Raw genomic sequence first — 18,533 nt, 5'->3', positions numbered from 1 at the left:
TGGCTGCGCGTCGCCATGCCCAGCGCCGGTGCCGGCTGGGGCCACCAGTTCATCCCGCGCCTCGGCCAGGAAGTGCTGGTCGACTTCATCGAAGGTGACATCGACCGCCCCATTATTACGGGTACGCTGTACAACGGCAGCCACCCGCCGCCGGCGTTCAGCGGCGCCGGCAGCCTGCCCGGCAACCACACCCTGTCCGGCATCAAGAGCAAGGAACACCACGGCGGCCAGTACAACGAACTGCTGTTCGACGACACGCCAAACGAAGTCAGAGCAAAACTCAGCAGCGAACACGGCAAGACCCAGCTCAACCAGGGCTACCTCACCCACCCGCGCGCGGACGGCAAAGCCGAACCCCGCGGCGATGGTTTCGAGCTGCGCACCGACCGCCACGGCGCCATCCGCGCCGGCCACGGCCTGCTGCTGACAACCGAAGCGCAGCCCGCTGCCGGCGGCAAACAACTGGCGCGCGACGGCGCACAGAGCCAGCTCGACGCCGCGCTGGCGCTGGCGCAATCCCTGGCCGACACCGCCACCGCGCAGCTGGCCGACACGCTGGAAACCGGGCCCACCGAAATCAAGCCTGACAACGGCAAGGGCGCGAACAAAGCCGACGGCCACCTGCAGCATCACGCCGCCGCCCTGCGCGCGTGGGAAGCCGGCAGCAATACCGATAAAGAAGGCAAGAGCGCCGCCCAAGGAAAGGGATCAGCCCAGGCCGGGCAGCAACCGCTCATGATCCTGTCCGCCCGGGCAGGGTTGGCCGCCACCACCGACAACTCCTTAACGTTGGCCGCCGGCAGCAACATCGACCAGGTGGCGCAGCGCGACCTCAACCAGACCAGCGGCCGGCGCTGGCTGCACAACGTCGGCCAGCACATCAGCCTGTTCGTGGCCGGGGTGAAGGACAAGGTGAGCCTGAAGCTGATTGCGGCGAAGGGCAAGGTGCAGCTGCAGGCGCAGAGCGATGCGATGGAGCTGACGGCAGACAAGGACGTGACGGTGACCTCGTGCAAGGACAGCATCACCATCGCCGCGAAAGAGGAAATCCTGCTTAACGTCGGCGGCGGCGCCTACATCCGCATGGCAGGCGGCAATATCGAAGTGCACTGCCCCGGCACGGTGAGCGTGAAGGGGGCGGAGCATAATTTGAGCGGGCCGGCGAGCTTGAAAACTGCACCAATATCCATGCCCTTACCCCAAGACATGGTGCGTTACAGCCAAAAGCTGGATTGGCCTGACTTCCCGCTGGCATGGTTGCCTTTTTCCAATGCATTCAAGTCCAGCAGCTTGCTTGAAAGCCAGCAATTAGCCCCTCTTCGTGCAAGCCCTTCGCAAGCCGAAACGGCAAGCGCCACAAGCAGAACAGAAGAAAAACTCACCCACATGCTGATGCTGAACGCTAATTGGCAAATGGAAGAAGGCGTTGCCGACTGGGAAGAACATACCAAGGACGAAACCGATGACCCAGACAGCATCTGAAATCTACATTGTTGAAAAAGGCGATACGCTCAGCCAGATTGCCAAGACAAGCGGGGTGCCACTACACCGTTTAATCAAGCTTAACAACCTGAAGAACCCAAGCCTGTTGCGGGTCGGCCAGCCCATCTATCTGAGCGAGCGTGTGGCATTTTCGGTCAAGGCATTATTTCTGGATGCCCTGCGCTATCCGATTGAAAATCTGGCCTATCAACTTGTGATTGACGGCAAGGCACATCATGGCAAAACCGGCAAGAATGGTCTGTCTGACGAAAAAGTCAGTGCCAGTGCAAAGTCCACCGTTGAGGTTTTGATCAAGGACGTTGTCGGTAACTGGCAAAAAGTCGGTGCGACTGTATCTGGGTATGGTGAAAAACTGATCACGCTGGTAAGCCCCTATGTGTCGTTCAAGGACAGGCTGGAGTCTCACCCACCCAGTGCACCTACGACCCCCACATCACAATCCAAGCCACCTGCGCCCCCCTCCACCAAGCCAGCCCTGCCGTCCAAGCCGCAGGGCAGCCCCGTACCCAACAACCCGGTTGTAAAAAAGAAAAGCAAGAAAGGCAAAGGCGGGGAGTCGGTAATCGAGATCGGCATCGACCTCCCGGCGGAATTGCTCAAGTACATGCAAGCGTACGAGGACAAGCCGATTACTGCGGATGATTGGAAAGAACTAGCAGAGAAACTTGAATGCGAAATTAACGTGTTGAAAGCGATTGCCAAGGTGGAATCCGGTGGCCGTTCGGCTTTTTGGGTGATCAATGACACTGCAGAGCATAAGGTGCATGCCCCCAAGATCATGTTCGAGCGGCATTATTTTCACAATCTGACCTGCGCTAATGGCCCCCTGCCCAATACCAAGAAGAAGCGACGCCACGGCAAAGGGGTCGCGGGTTGCAAAAGTCCGCATGATGACCATCCCGATATCTGCTGGCGGACCGGCTATCGCAAGGCGAAGCAGCTGAACAGCAGCGATGCTGCCATGCACGACGGCCATGTCGACCGCGCCGACATCCGCGACAACCGGCAAGACTACCTGCGCCTGATCAATGCTTATCGCCTGAACAGTGAGGCGGCATTGAAATCCGCATCGTGGGGGAAATTCCAAGTGATGGGTGCGAACTATAGTGCGTGTGGGGAGGGTACTGTTTTTACCTTCGTCAAAAAGATGTGTCGTAACGAACTTGGCCAAACAGGGCTTCTGGCCGGATTTATCAAGAAGAATCCCGAGCTCTGGAAAGCCGTCAAGGAAAAGAACTGGCACCTTATTGCCTACAATTACAACGGTCCAAATTACAAGAGCGATACCGATTACGATGTCAAAATGAAAGAGGCTTATGAATACTATTGTAAAAACGCTGTTTAGTGTTGCATTGCTAACCTGGATGCACGCTTCTCATGCAGAGTTGGTGCTGGATACAAAATATCTTGGTTCTGATAAAGAACTTAAGGAGTTAAGTAGTACATTGCAGGTGAGTAATTTTTTCGAGGGTCACGAAGAAAAGATCGAAGCCGATTTGCTTGCCAGAGGCGAAATTGCACCAGCATCCATACCCTTAATTTCATGGGGATGCTGCGGTCATGCGCATGCCATTTTTAATGGCAAGGATTATTATCTAAGAGCTTTTAACTATACAGTTGCTGCGCAGAGACTAGAGTATGAAAAATCTACAGTTGAAAAGCGAAAACATCGCACATTACCCGGCGGAGGCGCCTGCGTACTCTATGTGAATGATAAAGACTTAAACAAGGTTGCCGCGCTCAAAATCTCCCTCCCCGAAAACAACTACGGCACCTGGTGCAACGGCGTGGACGGTATAGGCAGCGCCGGTAAAGGCCGTGACGGCGTGTTGATCCCGATCAGCTATTACCTCACCGACAACACCCCGGCAAAACGCCCCGAAGAGATTGGTCAGGGCTGGCGTTACATGACCGTTCTGATCCGATTTGCCGAGGTTGATGGCAAACTGAGCTTGACTCAGGATGATCGCTGCCTCGGCAACCCCAATAAGTACAAGGAGATCCCGAGCGCCCGCAAGGCGTTGTCCCGTTGCGAGGGGCAGTAATTTATGGCACCGGCTCAGGACGGAAACAGGCTCAGCCGGCGCGCGCCTTCCACCGCCTGCTCCATATTGTTGCTCTCGTCCTGCCACACCCACACCTTGTGCAGCGGGTCGAACGCTTCCACCAGCCACAGCCGGCCGCCGGTGCCCAGTGCGATCAGCCGCGCGCGGGTCGGGCGCTGGTAATTGAACACCACCGCGTCGCTGGTAACCGGGGGTTTGCTGCTGCTGGCAGACAGGGATCGCATGGCAAGACTCCATCAAGACAATGCTGTTGCGATGCAAAAGCCGTGCCAGGCTCAGGCCGGCACCGGCCTTGCCGCCGCTGGCCAGCATGTGATGCTGCGGTGCAGTAGACGACGCCCTGCACCGGGATAAGGCACGACTACGTCTTCTGGCGCCTTGTATTTATATCGTAATGCGATATATTTCAGGAGAGGACGCGCCCTGTCGTGCCCGTCCGCCACGTCAGCAAGGAGTGTCACCATGACCCCGCTTACCCCGCTTCGCATGTTGCTGTCCTCGCACCACGGCTGGGACGAAATCGCCAACCACCATGCTTCGACCGCCCGCGCATTTTTCCGCATCGTGCTGCCGGCCTCGCTGTTCGCCGCCGCCATGCTGCTGTATGCCGCCTATTTCAACGGCGAGGTGTATGCGCCGCAGGTGCCGCTGGCGCAGTGGCAGGCGGTGATCGTGCTGTTCCTGCTGCTGAACTGGTTCAGCGTGCACCTGATGGCCAGCTTCATCCGGCTGGCGGTGCACGCCGAGGCGCGGCCGCCGTACGCCGACTGCTACCGGCTGGCGGCGCTGGCGCCGTTGCCGATCTGGCTGTCGGCGCTGTCGCTGCTGGTGCCGCTGCCGTTCTTCAATATGGCGATCGGCCTGCTCGGGCTGCTGGCTTCCGGACTGCTGATCTATCACGGGCTGGACGCGCTGTTCGAGCATGAGGACTCGGTGCGCACCGAGTCGTTGGCCTACACCGTGTTCACCGTCGGCGCCCTGTTGTGGGCGGTGCTGGTGGCGCTGATCGCGGTACCGCTGCTATGAGGGCGCCCGAGATGAGTTCTGCCATCCAGCTGCTGCCGGCCAGCCAGTGCCCGGCGCAACGCGACAACGTGTTCCTGCTCGCCGTGCGCTGGCCGGCGGCGCTGCCCCGCGGCAGCCTGCCGCGGGCACAGTGGTTGCCGCGCGCGCTGCCGGCGCCGGGGTTGCTGGCCTGGTTGCGGCGTGACCCGCTGCGCTACGCGCTGTTCTGCGACACCTACTGGGCCGATCTGGGCGCCAACCCGCCGCGCTGGCAGGCGCTGCTGCAGGCCGCCGCCGCGGGTGGCGTGGTGCTGCTGTACGACGGCGAGGACGGCTTGCTCAACCCGGTGCGTGCGCTGGCGCGCTTTCTCGAAGCCCGCCTGGCGGCGCAAAGTTACTGGCACGACGCCGCGCTGCGCAGCTCGCCGGTGTGTTACGCCGGCCGGTCGCACTGAGCATGGCGACGACAATGACCGGACGTGCCGTCACGGCGGCGGCGCGGAAATCTGCTACGCTGGCGGGCTTGTTGCCCGCTGTTGCCACCATGAACCCTTCCCCTCCGACTCCGCTGTCCAAGGACGACTTCGAGCGTCTGGCCGATTTCCGCTACCGGCTGCGCCTGTTCCTGCGTTTCAGCGAGGAGCTGGCGCAGAGCAACGGCATCACCCCGCTGCAGTACCAGCTGCTGCTGCAATTGCGCGGCTACCCCGGGCGCGACTGGGCGACGGTGGCGGAGCTGGCGCAGCGGCTGCAGTCTCACCACCACAGCGTGGTCGGGCTGGTCAGCCGTTGCGAGGCGCAGCAGCTGATCGTGCGCAAGCCGGGGCGCGAAGACCGCCGCTGTGTCGAGATCAGCCTGGCACCGAAGGGCGAGGAGCTGGTGCAGCAGCTGGCGCGCGCGCACCGCGACGAGCTGCTGGCGCTGCGCCAGAGCAGTGGCAGCCTGTCGCTGGACCTGCTGTTGCAGGCGGCGCAGAGCCTGGCGCCGGACTGAGGCGGCAGCGCTCGCCGCCGCACCAATCCGGCCGTCATCGCCGTGCCGCTTGTTGCGCTGCGATTGTTGTTTTTTGCACGTTGCCGCCGCCAATCCGTCATTGCGGCCAACCTTCTGCTACGCCCTCGCCATAAATCGGTATATAAATTCAGCCATCTGAATCTCCGGTGGTTTTTATGATTGGCGCTGACAAATCCCGTGACCCGGTGCACGCATCGCGCCGCCGCCAGCCGGCAGCCACCGTGCTTGCCGCGGCGGCTGCGGCCGGCAGCACGGGGTCGCAGCGCCAGGCCCTGTTACGGCTGTTGCGCAGCGCGCGCGAGGCCGGCAGTAGCGGCCGTCACCATCACGGCCTGCAGGCGGCGGAAACGGCGCTGCAACTGGCCGGCGAGCATGGCTTCGAGCACCTGCGCAGCGAGGCGCTGGCCCTGCTGGCGCTGCACCGCTTCCGCTTGGGCCAGCTGGCCGACGCCATTCCGCCGGGGCTGGAAGCGGCGTCGCTGCTGGAGCGGCCTGCCGATGCCGCCGCCCGCGCCGAGGTGCTGTGCACGGTGGCGATGGCCTGCAACGAGCTGGGGCTGGCGCACGACGGCCTGAAGTACGCGCTGGAGGCGCTGAGCGCCGCTCGTCTCTGCCAGCAGCCGCTGATGCTGAGCTGGGCGCTGAACCGCGCCGGGCTGTGCACCTTCAGCGCGGTCGGCGATCTGGAGCAAAGCGTGGCGCTGTTGCAGCAGGCGCGCGAGCTGGCGGCGCAGCACGGCCATCTCATTGCGCTGTTCAGCGCCATCAACAATCTCGGCTCCAGCTACCGCACCGCCGGCCAGCTGGCGCAGTCACTGGCCCAGGCCGGCGCCGCGGCACTGCTGGCACAGTCGCTGGATTACTTCCAGCAGGCGGCGACGCTGGCGACCACGACGGACAACCCGCACCTGCAAGCCACCGCCATCATCAATCTGGCGGAAATTCTCACCGATCTCGCCCGCTACGACGAGGCGCTGGCCGAGCTGGCGCAGGGCCGCGAGCTGGCGCGGTGTGGCGATTTCACCGCGCTGCAGCACCGTGCCGACCTGGCGGAAGCGATCATCCTGCACCGTACCGGGCAGCTGCCGGCGGCGATTGCGGTGCTGCAGCGGGTGCTGGCACTGCCGGCCGAGCAGATCGAATACGAGATGCGGGTGCTGGCGCACGAGGCGCTGTACCGGGTGTACAAGGACGGCGGCCAGTTCGAGCCGGCGCTGCGGCAGCTGGAGCGCCTGCGCCAGCTGGAACAGTCGCTGGCCGACAAGCGCAGCAGCACCCAGGGCTGGGCGATCCGCAAGGAACTGGAAATCACCAGCGCACGGCTGGAAACCGAACGCGAACGGCTGAAGGCCGAGCACGAGCGCCTGCGCGCGGTGCGGCTGGAGGCGGAAAAATCGGTGGCCGAGGCACGCATGAGCGAGCTGGAGCAGGCGGTGCTGGTCGACGCGCTGACCGGGGTCGGCAACCGGCGCTGCCTCGACCGCGAAGGTCCGGAGCGGCTGGCGCAGCTGCAGGGCGGCTTTGACGGCATGGCGGTGGTGGTGCTGGATCTGGACTACTTCAAGTCGATCAACGACCGCTTCGGCCACGCCATCGGCGACGACACCCTGCGCAAGGTGGCGCAGCTGGTGGTGCTGCACACCCGTTCGGTCGATCTGGTGGTGCGCTACGGCGGCGAGGAATTCGTGCTGCTGCTGATGGAGACGTCGCAGGAGGCGGCGGTGGCGACCTGCGAGCGCCTGCGGCTGGCGCTGATGGACTACGACTGGAGCACGCTGCACCCGCTGCTGCACGTCACCACCAGTCTCGGCATGGCGTGGCAGAACCAGCCGCAGGATTGGCAGGCGGTACTGCGCGCCGCCGACCTGGCGCTGTACCAGGCCAAACACAAGGGCCGCAACCGGCTGGAGGTGGCGCCGGCGCTGTAGCCGGCGGTCACGGCGCGGGCGGCCGGCTCGTACTATGGCTCAGGCCGGGGTCAGCACCTTTTCCAGCAGCCGGTAGTGGGTGCCGCCGAGGCCGGCTTCGGCAAAGCCTTCGCTGTGGTACAGCGTGCGGCCCACCGCGTTGTCGTCGCGCACTTCCAGCGTCAGCTTGGCGCAACCGCGCAGGGCGGCGGCGCTGGCCACGGCCTGTAGCAGGCGGCGGCCGAGGCCCTGGCCGCGCGCGGCGGACAGCACCGACAGATCATGCAGATTGCACACCGGCGCTGCGTAGAAGCTGGAAAAGCCCAGCACGCACAGCGCGTGGCCGACCGCCTCGCCGTCCTGCTCCGCGATCAGCGCGAACAGGCCGGGATGACCGCCCAGTGCCTGCGCCAGCTGCTGCTGGCGCGCGGGTGTCAGCCCCTCGCCCCCACCCATCGCATCGCGGGCGTAGGCATCGGTCAGCCGTGCCAGCAACAGGCAGTCGCCGGTGTCGGCAAGGTTGGCCGCACGCAGTTGCAGTGCGCTCACGGCGCGGCCTGCTGCTGGCTGGCCGGGGCGGGCAGATACAGCGGGCCCTTGAAGCCGCAGGCGGTGACAACGGTGGCGACAAGGACAAACATCAGCGCAGTACGCATACGGAATCCGGTAGCTATGGCAAAATCGCAGTCTAACAGGCGCGAGCCTCCCACCCCAAGCCATGCGGCCAACCTTTAGGACTTTTCCATGACTGAAAGCGAATTCCTGACCCTCACCGACGGTATTTTCACGCGCATCGAAGCGGCACTGGATGAGGCGGAGCTGGATCTGGACTGCCTGAAGATGGGGAATGTGCTGGAAATCGAGTTCGACAGCGGCGAGAAGGTGGTGGTTAACCGCCACGTGCCGAATCAGGAACTGTGGATCGCGGCCAAGAGCGGCGGTTTCCACTTCGCGCTGCGCGACAGCCAGTGGCTGGCGGCGCGCGATGGCAAGGAGTTCGGCGCCACGCTGTCGGCGGTGGTCAGCCACGCTGCCGGCTGCGATTTCGTGTTTGCCGTCTGAGTGAGCAGCTGGCTGCTGCTGGGCGGCCTGGCGGCGTCGGCGTTCCTGTCCGCCACCGTGCTGCCGGGCAATTCCGAGCTGGCGCTGGGCGCCTTGCTGCTGCAGCGGCCGGAGCTGCTGTGGCCGGCACTGCTGGTCGCCACCGCCGCCAATGCGCTGGGCAGCATCAGCAGCCTGTGGCTGGGGCGCTGCGTGCCGCCCAGGCCGCTACCGCCGCGGGCGGCGGCGTGGTTCGCCCGTTTCGGCCCGGCGGCGCTGTGGCTGAGCTGGGTGCCGCTGGCCGGCGATGCGCTGCCGCTGGCCGCCGGCTGGTTGCGCTTGTCATTCTGGCCCTGCGTGCTGTGGATTACGCTGGGCAAGGCCAGCCGTTACGCCTTGCTGGCGTGGGGAATGCTGGGTCTTATCCGGTGAGGCGTACGCGCCGGCCGGCCGTTGTCCGGATTTCCGGACGCCATGCCAGTGGCGGCATCACCATGGCGTTGTACTGGCGCGCGGCACGATCGCCGCTATGCTTGAGTTATGACTTTATCTTTGTGCGACAGTATTTGCCCGCCATCGCCGGCCGAGCCTGTCGCCGTTTTTCATCCAGAAAGTAGCAATGAGCAAACACATTCCGCGCAAGCGCTTCGGCCAGAACTTCCTGCAGGACAGCAAGGTGATCGAGGACATCGTCAGCGCCGTCGGTGCCCAGCCGGGCGATGTGGTGATCGAGATCGGCCCCGGTCTCGGTGCGCTGACCAAGCCGCTGCTGCAGCGTCTAGACCATCTGCATGTGGTGGAGATCGACCGCGACATCATCAGCCGCCTGCGCGGCGAGATCTCGCCCAAGCGGCTGACCATCCACGAGGGCGACGCGCTGGCCTTCGATTTCGGCAGCGTCTGCGACGGCCCGTTCAAGCTGGTCGGCAACCTGCCGTACAACATTTCCACCCCGCTGCTGTTCCACCTCGCCTGCTACGGCAACCGCGTCACCGACATGCATTTCATGCTGCAAAAAGAGGTGGTCGACCGCATGGTGGCGGCGCCGTCGACCCCGGATTACGGCCGTCTGACGGTGATGTTGCAGTACCGTTTCGACATGGAACAGATCTTGCTGGTACCGCCGGGTGCATTCTACCCGCCACCGAAAGTGGATTCCGCGGTGGTAAGGATGATTCCTGATGCCGGTCGCTGTGGTGTGGCAACCGACGAGGCGCTGCTGGAAGAGATCGTGGCGCAGGCCTTTGGCCAGCGGCGCAAGACCTTGCGCAACAACCTCAAGGGCGTGATCAGCGACGAGGCCTTGCAGTCGCTGGGTATCGACCCGGCCGCCCGTGCCGAGACGTTGAGCGTGCAGCAGTATGTGGCGCTGGCCAACCATCTGGCCGCCACGCGCGGCTGACCATGTTGCGCTGCGGCTTGCTGTACCAGGTTGGCCGCAGCACAATCCGTTCTGAATGATGCGGACCGTGCCGCACCACGATGCTGGCTGTCACAGGAATTAAAGGAAAAGCGATGATTCGTTTCAACAATGTCCACAAGTGGTTCAAGGACTTGCACGTACTGAACGGGATTGACCTGCAGGTGGCGCAGGGTGAAGTGGTGGTGGTGTGCGGGCCGTCCGGCTCCGGCAAGTCGACCATGATCCGCACCGTGAACCAGCTGGAAAGCATCAACGAGGGCGAGATCTGGGTCGACGGCAAGAACGTCGCCGATCCGAAAACCGATCTCAATGCGCTGCGCGCCGAAGTCGGTTTCGTGTTCCAGCACTTCAACCTCTACCCGCACCTGTCGGTGGTGGACAACATCACGCTGTCGCCGATCAAGGTCAAGGGCATGGACAAGGCCGCCGCCGACAAGCAGGCGGTGGCGCTGCTGGAGCGGGTTGGCCTCGCCCACAAGAAGGATGCCTTCCCGGCACAGCTGTCCGGCGGCCAGCAGCAACGCGTGGCCATCGCCCGCGGCCTGGCGATGGAACCGCGGGTGATGCTGTTCGACGAACCGACCTCCGCGCTGGACCCGGAGATGATCGGCGAAGTACTGAAGGTGATGAAGGATCTGGCCGAATCCGGCATGACCATGATGGTGGTCACCCACGAAATGGGCTTTGCCCGCGAAGTGGCCGACCGGGTGGTGTTCATCGACCACGGCAAGATCGTGGAACAGGCGCCGCCGGAAGAGTTTTTCAAGAACCCGCAACACGAACGGGCACAACAGTTTTTACGGCAATTGCTCACCCCGATGAGCTGATTGCCTGCCGGCACCGCCGCACTGGCGGAGTCAGGTTTCCGGGCCATACCTAGCCGGTACGGCTTGATAAAAGCAGCACAACCCAAGAGAAAATGGAGAAACCAATGCGTTTTACGACTCGTCTGCTGACTACTGCTGTCATCGCTTCCGCTTTTGCCGCTCCGGCCATGGCCGAAGGTACCCTGGACAAGATCAAGAGCTCCGGCGTGATCGTGCTCGGTCACCGTGATGCCTCGATCCCGTTCTCCTACCTGGCGAACGACCCGACCAAGCCGATCGGTTACTCGCACGACCTGCAGCTGAAGGTGGTCGAGGCGGTCAAGAAACAGCTGAAGATGCCTAACCTGCAGGTGCGCTACAACCTGGTGACCTCGCAGACCCGCATCCCGCTGGTACAGAACGGCACCGTGGACCTGGAGTGCGGCTCCACCACCAACAACCTGGAGCGCCAGAAGCAGGTTGCCTTCTCCGTCGGCATCTTCGAAATCGGTACCCGCCTGATGACCGCCAAGACTTCTGGCATCAAGGACTTCCCGGACCTGAAGGGCAAGAACGTGGTGACCACCGCCGGTACCACTTCCGAGCGTCTGCTGAAGGCGATGAACGCCGAGAAGCAGATGGGCATGAACATCATCTCCGCCAAGGACCACGGCGAGTCGTTCCTGATGCTGGAATCGGGCCGTGCCGTGGCCTTCATGATGGACGATGCGCTGCTGTACGGTGAAATGGCCAAGGCCAAGAACCCGGGCAACTGGGTCGTGACTGGCAAGCCGCAGTCGTTCGAAATCTACGGCTGCATGCTGCGCAAGGAAGATGCGGCATTCAAGAAAGTGGTCGACGACGCGATCAAGGCCACCTTCAAGTCCGGCGAAGTGAACAAGATCTACAGCAAGTGGTTCATGGCGCCGGTACCGCCAAAAGGCCTGAACCTGAACTTCCCGATGTCCGACGAGTTCAAGGCGCTGGTAGCCAAGCCGACAGACAAGTCTGCCGAGGAAATGTAAGCAGCTTGTTGGTAATGACGGAGCGGGTTTTCTGAAGCAAGCGTGAAACGAGACCGGGACCGGGCGGCAACGCCCGGAAACCCGCTCCCGGAGGGGCGCTGCTGGCGCCCCTTTTCTTTTGGAGAAGTCAATGAATTACAACTGGGACTGGAACATCTTCTTCAAGTCCACAGGCATCGGCAGCGAAATCTACCTCGACTGGTTCGTCTCCGGTCTGGGCTGGACCATCGCGGTGGCGCTGATGGCCTGGATCATCGCCCTGCTGCTGGGGTCGGTGCTGGGCGTGATGCGCACCCTGCCGGGCAAGGTGCTGCCGGCGATTGCCACCGCCTATGTCGAGCTGTTCCGCAACGTGCCGCTGCTGGTGCAGCTGTTCATGTGGTATTTCGTGGTACCGGACTACCTGCCGGAACCGCTGCAGATCTGGTTCAAGCAGGACCTGAACCCGGCGACCTCGGCCTATATCTCGGTGGTGGTGTGCCTGGCGCTGTTTACCGCGGCGCGGGTGTGTGAGCAGGTGCGTACCGGCATCCAGGCGCTGCCCCGTGGCCAGAGTGCCGCCGCGCTGGCGGTCGGTTTCAGCATCGGGCAGACCTATCGCCACGTGCTGCTGCCGCAGGCGTTCCGCATCATTATCCCGCCGCTCACCAGCGAGTTTCTCAACATCTTCAAGAACTCCTCGGTGGCGTCGCTGATCGGCCTGATGGAGCTGCTGGCGCAGACCAAGCAGACCGCGGAATTCAGTGCCAACATCTTTGAAGCGTTTACCCTGGCCACGGTGATCTACTTCGTGCTCAACATGAGCCTGATGACGCTGATGAGCCTGGTGGAGAAGAAAGTGCGCATTCCCGGCATGATGGGAGGGGCCAAATAATGGATTTCAGCCAGATTATCCCGTCGTTGCCCAGCCTGTGGGACGGCATGAAACTGACGCTGCAGCTGCTGTTGCTGGCGGTCGCGGGCGGCATCGCCCTCGGTACCGTGCTGGCACTGGCGCGCATGTCCAACAGCGCGCTGCTGTCCGGTTTCGCCAAGGCCTACGTCAACTACTTCCGCTCCATCCCGCTGCTGCTGGTGATCACCTGGTTCTACCTGGCGGTGCCGATGATCCTGAACTGGATCACCGGCGAGTTCGTCGCCGTCGGCGCCTTCACCTCCTGCCTGGTGGCGTTCGTGATGTTCGAGGCGGCCTACTACTGTGAGATCGTGCGTGCCGGTATCCAGTCGATCTCCAAGGGGCAGATCAACGCCGCCTACGCCGTGGGCATGACCTACAGCCAGGCGATGCGCCTGATCATCCTGCCGCAGGCGTTCCGCAAGATGACCCCGCTGCTGCTGCAGCAGACCATCATCTTGTTCCAGGACACCTCGCTGGTGTATGCAGTCGGTTTGATCGACTTCCTCAATGCCGCGCGCGCGCGCGGCGACATCATGGGGCAATCGCACGAGTTCCTGATTTTTGCCGGTGCGGTGTACTTTGTTATCAGTTTCGGCGCGTCCAGCTTGGTGAAGCGTCTGCAAAAGAGGTTGGCAGTATGAGCATGATCGAGATCAAGAACGTCAGCAAATGGTACGGTGACTTCCAGGTGCTCACCGATTGCACGACCGACGTCAAGAAAGGCGAAGTGGTGGTGGTGTGCGGCCCGTCCGGTTCCGGCAAGTCCACGCTGATCAAGACCGTCAACGCGCTGGAGCCGTTCCAGAAGGGCGACATCATCGTCGACGGCATCTCGGTGGGCGATCCGAAGACCGACCTGCCCAAGCTGCGCGCCCGCATCGGCATGGTGTTCCAGAACTTCGAACTGTTCCCGCACCTGTCGATCACCGAGAACCTGACCATCGCGCAGCAGCGCGTGCTCGGCCGCAGCAAGGACGAGGCGATGCAGAAAGGCATGCACTACCTCGACCGCGTCGGCCTCAAGGCACAGGCCAACAAGTTCCCCGGCCAGCTGTCCGGCGGCCAGCAGCAGCGCGTGGCGATCGCCCGCGCGCTGGCGATGGACCCGATCGCGATGCTGTTCGACGAACCGACGTCGGCGCTGGACCCGGAGATGGTCAACGAAGTGCTGGACGTGATGGTGGAGCTGGCGCACGAAGGCATGACCATGATGTGCGTGACCCACGAGATGGGCTTTGCGCGCAAGGTGGCCAACCGCGTGATCTTCATGGACCGCGGTGCGATCGTCGAGGACTGCGAGAAGGAAGAATTCTTCGGCAATATCGACGCCCGCTCCGAGCGTGCGCGTCAGTTCCTGTCCAAGATCCTGGCGCACTGAGCAAGCGCCTGGCCGCCGCCGTTGCTGCCAACCTTGCACCGACAACGCCACCCTCGCGGTGGCGTTTTTTTACGCCTGCGGCCGCGGGTGTGGTTTTTTCCCCCGTCATGGTTGCGCTGGGTCATGCCTGACATCGAGCGCCCATGATCGCGGTTTTGTTTGACGATGGCATCCGCTAATATCGCCGACATGTACACCACCATCTATCTTGGCCGCCAACCGATTGTCGATGTCCAGCAGCAGCGCGTCGCCTACGAACTGCTGTTCCGCTCCGGACCGGAAAACCGCGCGCTGTTCCAGGATGACGTCAACGCCACCGCCTCGGTGATCCGCCACACCTTCATCGATCTGGGCATGTCGCGGGTGCTGGAAGGCTGTCCCGGCTTCATCAATGTCAATGAACGGCTGCTGAAAAGCCCGGTGCTGGACTTGCTGCCGCCGGAGAGCATCATCCTCGAGATCCTGGAAAGCGTGCCGCTGGACGACTCGGTGCGCGAGCGCTGCCGCGAACTGCAGGCGCGCGGCTACCGGCTGGCGCTGGACGACGTCAGTGACATCACCCCGGAAATCCAGGCGATGCTGCCGCTGGTGTCCTACCTGAAGATCGATCTGCAGCAGGTATCGCTGGCGCGGCTGCCGGCACTGCTGCAGCGGCTGCAGGGCTACCGTGGCCAGCTGCTGGCGGAGAAGGTGGACAGTTACGAGCAGTTCGAGCGCTGCCGCGAGCTGGGCATCCGCCTGTTCCAGGGCTACTTCTTCGCCAAGCCGACCATCATGCAGCAGAACCGCGCCCATCCGCACCGCGCGCTGATGCTGCGCCTGCTGGGGCTGGTGATGCAGGACGCCGAGCTGCTGGAACTGGAAGAGGTGTTCAAGGGCGCGCCGGACATGGTGGTCAGCCTGCTGAAGCTGGTCAACGCCGCGGAAAACTACGGCCGCCCGGTGCGCTCCATCCGCGAGGCGCTGACCATGCTCGGCTCGTCACGGCTGAAGCGCTGGGCGCTGGTCATCCTGTTCGCCGCCGACTGCCGCCCGGACAGCGGCCCCAGCCCGCTGCTGGAAATGGCGGCGGTACGCGGCCGCATGATGGAGCTGCTGGCGCCGCCGGCCGAGCGCGACGAGGCGTTCATGACCGGCATCCTGTCGCTGGCCGACAGCCTGCTGGGCATGAGCATGCAGTCGCTGGTGGCGTCGCTGTCGCTGCGCGACAAGGTGCTGCAGGCCCTGCTGTACCGCGAGGGCATGCTTGGCGACCTGCTGGCGCAGACCGAGCTGGCCGAGTGCCGCGAGGCGCAGGCGCCGCTGCCGACGCTGGCGGCTGACAACTTCAACCAGGTGCAGCTGGAAGCGCTGGAGTGGGTGCGCAAGATGTGGAGTGACGACTTCCTCACCTGAGCGGTGAGGCCGGGGGCACAAGGTTGGCCGCAAGCCGTTGCGGCCAACCTTGTGCTTAGACGATGTCGAGGTGATCGAGCCCGCCCAGCGGATCGCCGTGCTTGCTCTCTTCGCCGTAGAGCTTGATCTTCAGGCGCAGGTCGTTGACCGAGTCGGCGTTGCGCAGCGCGTCCTCGAAGCTGATCTGGCCGCTCTCGTACAGCTCGAACAACGCCTGGTCGAAGGTCTGCATCCCGGTCTCGCGCGAGCGCGACATCACCTCCTTGATGCCGGACACCTCGCCCTTGAAGATCAGGTCGGCGATCAGCGGGCTGTTGAGCAGGATTTCCACCGCCGCGACGCGGCCCTTGACCTGCTTCAGCGGAATCAGCCGCTGCGACACGATGGCGCGCATGTTCAGCGACAGGTCCATCAGTACCTGCTGGTGGCGCTCTTCCGGGAAGAAGTTGAGGATGCGGTCCAGCGCCTGGTTGGCGTTGTTGGCGTGCAGCGTGGCCAGGCACAGGTGGCCGGTCTCGGCGAACTGCAGGCCGTACATCATCGATTCGCGGTCGCGGATCTCTCCCATCAGGATCACGTCCGGTGCCTGGCGCAGCGTGTTCTTCAGCGCCACCTCCCAGCTCTCGGTGTCCACGCCGATCTCGCGCTGGGTGATGATGCTCTTCTTGTGCTGGTGCACGTACTCGATCGGGTCTTCCAGGGTGATGATGTGGTCGGCCGCGGTGCTGTTGCGCCAGTCCACCAGCCCCGCCAGCGAGGTGGACTTGCCGGAGCCGGTGCCGCCGACGAAGATCACCAGCCCGCGCTTGATCATCGCCACGTCCTTCAGCACCGCCGGCATTTTCAGCTGGTCCAGCGTCGGGATCTCGGTGTTGATCTTGCGCAGCACCATGCCGGCCTTGCCCTGCTGCATGTAGGCGCTGACGCGGAAGCGGCCGATGCCGGGCGGGCTGATGGCGAAGTTGGCCTCGGAGCTGGATTCGAACTCCTCCATCTGGCGGTCATTCATCACCGAGCGCACCAGCTCCTTGCAGTGCTGCGCGGTCAGCGCCTGCGGCGCCACCGGGGTGATCTTGCCGTCGATCTTCATCGCCGGCGGAAAGTCGGAGGTGATGAAGATGTCGGAGGCGTTCTTGCTGGCGGCGTGCTTGAGCAGATCGTGGATGAATTTTGATGCCTGGTCCTTTTCCATGCGCTACTTCCTCGCTTAGAACGCGTCCTTGTTGGAAGCCTTTTGCCGGGCTTCCTGAATCGAAATCACATTGCGCCGCACCAGTTCCTGCAGGCACATGTCCATGGTTTGCATGCCGTACTGCTGGCCGGTCTGGATCATCGAGTTGATCTGCGCGATCTTGTTTTCGCGGATCAGGTTGCGGATCGCCGGGGTGCCGATCATGATTTCATGGGCGGCGACGCGGCCGCTTTCGTCCTTGGTCTTCAGCAGCGTCTGAGAAATCACCGCGCGCAGGCTTTCCGACAGCATCGCGCGTACCATTTCCTTTTCGCCGGCCGGGAACACGTCGACAATACGGTCGACGGTCTTGGCGGCGCCGCTGGTGTGCAGGGTGCCGAACACCAGGTGGCCGGTTTCGGCGGCGGTCAGCGCCAGGCGGATGGTTTCCAGGTCACGCATCTCGCCGACCAGGATCACGTCCGGGTCCTCGCGCAGCGCGCTCTTCAGCGCGTTGGCGAAGCTTTGCGTCTGGGCGCCGAGTTCGCGCTGGTTGATCAGGCCCTTCTTGCTTTCGTGCACGAATTCGATCGGGTCTTCCACCGTCAGGATGTGCGAATACTGGTTCTCGTTGACGTAGTCGACCATCGCCGCCAGCGTGGTGGATTTGCCGGAGCCGGTCGGGCCGGTGACCAGCACGATGCCGCGCGGCAAGTCGGCGATCTCGCGGAAGATCTTCGGCGCGTTGAGGTCTTCCAGCGACAGCACCTTGGACGGAATCACGCGGAATACCGCGGCGATACCGCGGTTCTGCTGGAACACGTTGACGCGGAAGCGGGCGATGCCCGGCAGCTCGAAGGAGAAGTCGCACTCGAAGATCTCTTCGAAGGCCTTGCGCTGGTGGTCGTTCATGATGTCGTACACCATGTCGTGCACGTCATGGTGCGCCATCGGCGGCAGGTTGATGCGGCGGATGTCGCCGTGTACCCGTATGATCGGTGGCAGTCCGGACGACAGGTGCAGGTCCGATGCCTTGTTTTTGACCGTAAAGGCCAGAAGTTCGGAAATTTCCATATAATTTCTCCGCGTCCGCAACAATGCCGGGTTCATCGAGTGATGCGGACGATTGTAACGCCGCCGGGTGCCGCTGCCCACTGAGGCCGCGGCCACCGGCGGAAGAGAGAGCGAGCAGACGATGACAGATATCAGCAGCGCCCTGCAACGGGTGAGCGCGGCGATCGGCAGTGCGGCACAGGCGGCCGGCCGCGATGGCGACAGCGTGACCTTGCTGGCGGTGAGCAAGACCTTTCCGGCGGCGGCGGTGCGCGAAGCCTACGCCGCCGGCCAGCGCCGCTTTGGCGAGAACTACGTGCAGGAACTGCAGGCCAAGGCCACCGAGCTGCAGGATCTGGCGCTGGAGTGGCATTTCATCGGCCCGCTGCAATCGAACAAGACGCGGCCGGTAGCGGAACTGGCGCACTGGGTGCACTCGGTGGAGCGGCTGAAGATCGCCGAACGGCTGTCGGCGCAGCGTCCGGCGGCGCTGCCCGCGCTGAATGTCTGCATCCAGGTCAATGTTTCCGGCGAGGACAGCAAGAGCGGCTGCGCCCCGGACGAGGTGCTGCCGCTGGCGCAGGCCATCGCCGCCCTGCCCGGCCTGCGGTTGCGCGGGCTGATGTGCATTCCGGAGCCGACGCAGGATGCGGCAACGTTGGCCGCACGCTTCGGCGTGCTGGCCACGCTGCAGCAGCGGCTGGCGGCGGCCGGCATCGCCACCGACACGCTGTCGATGGGCATGTCCGCCGACATGGCGGCGGCGATCGCCGCCGGCAGCACCATGGTGCGCGTCGGCACCGCGATCTTCGGCGCGCGCCACTACGGCTAACCATCCAACCAGGCT

Annotated in this window: 22 protein-coding genes; 17 read left to right on the top strand and 5 right to left on the bottom strand. The window is 63.4% G+C overall.

The window, feature by feature from the left end:
* The 3 genes from C8E02_RS08100 to C8E02_RS17215 form a co-directional block, all read left to right on the top strand.
* On the top strand, positions 1 to 1,482 hold a 1,482-nt coding region (locus C8E02_RS08100; protein WP_147424474.1), incomplete at its 5' end, for a DUF2345 domain-containing protein.
* Complete coding sequence (locus C8E02_RS08095) at positions 1,463 to 2,848, top strand: LysM peptidoglycan-binding domain-containing protein (protein ID WP_120810384.1); 1,386 nt, start codon at positions 1,463 to 1,465, stop codon at positions 2,846 to 2,848. The genes C8E02_RS08100 and C8E02_RS08095, both read left to right, overlap by 20 nt.
* Positions 2,820 to 3,548, top strand: a complete 729-nt coding sequence (locus C8E02_RS17215) for a hypothetical protein (RefSeq protein WP_147424473.1) — start codon at positions 2,820 to 2,822, stop codon at positions 3,546 to 3,548. The genes C8E02_RS08095 and C8E02_RS17215 overlap by 29 nt, the downstream gene beginning before the upstream one ends.
* A gap of 14 nt (positions 3,549 to 3,562) precedes the next feature.
* Here C8E02_RS17215 and C8E02_RS08085 read toward each other — a convergent pair whose 3' ends face one another.
* On the bottom strand, positions 3,563 to 3,793 hold the full coding sequence (locus C8E02_RS08085; protein ID WP_120810383.1) for a hypothetical protein: 231 nt from the start codon (positions 3,791 to 3,793) through the stop codon (positions 3,563 to 3,565).
* Positions 3,794 to 4,031: 238 nt separating this feature from the next.
* Between C8E02_RS08085 and C8E02_RS08080 the strand changes: the two genes are divergently transcribed.
* From C8E02_RS08080 to C8E02_RS08065, 4 genes are all read left to right on the top strand, one after another.
* Positions 4,032 to 4,595, top strand: coding sequence for a YIP1 family protein (locus tag C8E02_RS08080; RefSeq protein WP_120810382.1), 564 nt, complete (start codon positions 4,032 to 4,034; stop codon positions 4,593 to 4,595).
* A gap of 11 nt (positions 4,596 to 4,606) precedes the next feature.
* Positions 4,607 to 5,029 (top strand): DUF488 family protein, N3 subclade, encoded by a 423-nt coding sequence (locus C8E02_RS08075; RefSeq protein ID WP_120810381.1) that lies wholly within the window; start codon positions 4,607 to 4,609, stop codon positions 5,027 to 5,029.
* 89 nt (positions 5,030 to 5,118) lie between these two features.
* Positions 5,119 to 5,568 carry a MarR family transcriptional regulator gene (locus C8E02_RS08070; RefSeq protein WP_047967714.1) on the top strand — a complete coding sequence of 150 codons (450 nt, stop codon included), beginning with the start codon at positions 5,119 to 5,121 and terminating at the stop codon, positions 5,566 to 5,568.
* A gap of 176 nt (positions 5,569 to 5,744) precedes the next feature.
* On the top strand, positions 5,745 to 7,517 hold the full coding sequence (locus C8E02_RS08065) for a GGDEF domain-containing protein (protein ID WP_120810380.1): 1,773 nt from the start codon (positions 5,745 to 5,747) through the stop codon (positions 7,515 to 7,517).
* 39 nt (positions 7,518 to 7,556) lie between these two features.
* On the opposite strand, the gene C8E02_RS08060 is transcribed toward C8E02_RS08065, so the two are convergent.
* Positions 7,557 to 8,045, bottom strand: coding sequence for a GNAT family N-acetyltransferase (locus C8E02_RS08060; RefSeq protein WP_120810379.1), 489 nt, complete (start codon positions 8,043 to 8,045; stop codon positions 7,557 to 7,559).
* Positions 8,042 to 8,152 carry an LPS translocon maturation chaperone LptM gene (gene lptM / locus C8E02_RS08055; protein WP_082133791.1) on the bottom strand — a complete coding sequence of 37 codons (111 nt, stop codon included), beginning with the start codon at positions 8,150 to 8,152 and terminating at the stop codon, positions 8,042 to 8,044. The genes C8E02_RS08060 and lptM overlap by 4 nt, the downstream gene beginning before the upstream one ends.
* Positions 8,153 to 8,240: 88 nt before the next feature.
* Between lptM and cyaY the strand changes: the two genes are divergently transcribed.
* The 9 genes from cyaY to C8E02_RS08010 all read left to right on the top strand — a co-directional run bounded on the left by cyaY (position 8,241) and on the right by C8E02_RS08010 (position 15,462).
* Entirely contained in the window at positions 8,241 to 8,558 is a 318-nt protein-coding gene (gene cyaY / locus C8E02_RS08050; RefSeq protein WP_120810378.1) for an iron donor protein CyaY, read from the top strand.
* Entirely contained in the window at positions 8,559 to 8,969 is a 411-nt protein-coding gene (locus tag C8E02_RS08045) for a YqaA family protein (protein WP_047967718.1), read from the top strand.
* A gap of 187 nt (positions 8,970 to 9,156) precedes the next feature.
* Positions 9,157 to 9,939: a 16S rRNA (adenine(1518)-N(6)/adenine(1519)-N(6))-dimethyltransferase RsmA gene (gene rsmA, locus C8E02_RS08040; RefSeq protein ID WP_120810377.1), complete on the top strand. Its 783-nt coding sequence runs from the start codon at positions 9,157 to 9,159 to the stop codon at positions 9,937 to 9,939.
* Positions 9,940 to 10,052: 113 nt separating this feature from the next.
* Positions 10,053 to 10,787, top strand: coding sequence for an amino acid ABC transporter ATP-binding protein (locus tag C8E02_RS08035; protein ID WP_047967720.1), 735 nt, complete (start codon positions 10,053 to 10,055; stop codon positions 10,785 to 10,787).
* A 104-nt stretch (positions 10,788 to 10,891) separates the two neighbouring features.
* A complete protein-coding gene (locus C8E02_RS08030) occupies positions 10,892 to 11,791 on the top strand; it encodes a glutamate/aspartate ABC transporter substrate-binding protein (RefSeq protein WP_047967757.1) in 900 nt (299 codons plus the stop codon).
* Between the two features lie 130 nt (positions 11,792 to 11,921).
* Positions 11,922 to 12,665 carry an amino acid ABC transporter permease gene (locus tag C8E02_RS08025; protein WP_120810376.1) on the top strand — a complete coding sequence of 248 codons (744 nt, stop codon included), beginning with the start codon at positions 11,922 to 11,924 and terminating at the stop codon, positions 12,663 to 12,665.
* Complete coding sequence (locus tag C8E02_RS08020; protein ID WP_120810375.1) at positions 12,665 to 13,330, top strand: ABC transporter permease subunit; 666 nt, start codon at positions 12,665 to 12,667, stop codon at positions 13,328 to 13,330. Before C8E02_RS08025 ends, C8E02_RS08020 begins: the two co-directional genes overlap by 1 nt.
* Positions 13,331 to 13,332: 2 nt before the next feature.
* Positions 13,333 to 14,067: an amino acid ABC transporter ATP-binding protein gene (locus C8E02_RS08015; protein WP_047967758.1), complete on the top strand. Its 735-nt coding sequence runs from the start codon at positions 13,333 to 13,335 to the stop codon at positions 14,065 to 14,067.
* 165 nt (positions 14,068 to 14,232) lie between these two features.
* On the top strand, positions 14,233 to 15,462 hold the full coding sequence (locus C8E02_RS08010) for an EAL and HDOD domain-containing protein (RefSeq protein ID WP_120810374.1): 1,230 nt from the start codon (positions 14,233 to 14,235) through the stop codon (positions 15,460 to 15,462).
* A 55-nt stretch (positions 15,463 to 15,517) separates the two neighbouring features.
* Here C8E02_RS08010 and C8E02_RS08005 read toward each other — a convergent pair whose 3' ends face one another.
* The gene (locus tag C8E02_RS08005; protein WP_120810373.1) at positions 15,518 to 16,654 is read right to left on the bottom strand and encodes a PilT/PilU family type 4a pilus ATPase; all 1,137 of its coding nucleotides are present in this window, start codon (positions 16,652 to 16,654) and stop codon (positions 15,518 to 15,520) included.
* A 15-nt stretch (positions 16,655 to 16,669) separates the two neighbouring features.
* Entirely contained in the window at positions 16,670 to 17,707 is a 1,038-nt protein-coding gene (locus C8E02_RS08000) for a type IV pilus twitching motility protein PilT (protein ID WP_047967725.1), read from the bottom strand.
* A 121-nt stretch (positions 17,708 to 17,828) separates the two neighbouring features.
* Between C8E02_RS08000 and C8E02_RS07995 the strand changes: the two genes are divergently transcribed.
* The gene (locus tag C8E02_RS07995; protein ID WP_120810372.1) at positions 17,829 to 18,518 is read left to right on the top strand and encodes a YggS family pyridoxal phosphate-dependent enzyme; all 690 of its coding nucleotides are present in this window, start codon (positions 17,829 to 17,831) and stop codon (positions 18,516 to 18,518) included.
* Positions 18,519 to 18,533 lie beyond the last annotated feature (15 nt).

Source organism: Vogesella indigofera (assembly GCF_003633895.1).
Classification (GTDB): domain Bacteria; phylum Pseudomonadota; class Gammaproteobacteria; order Burkholderiales; family Chromobacteriaceae; genus Vogesella; species Vogesella indigofera.
The sequence above is the reverse complement of the archived record's forward strand: the minus strand, read 5'-3'. Positions and strand labels throughout refer to the sequence as shown.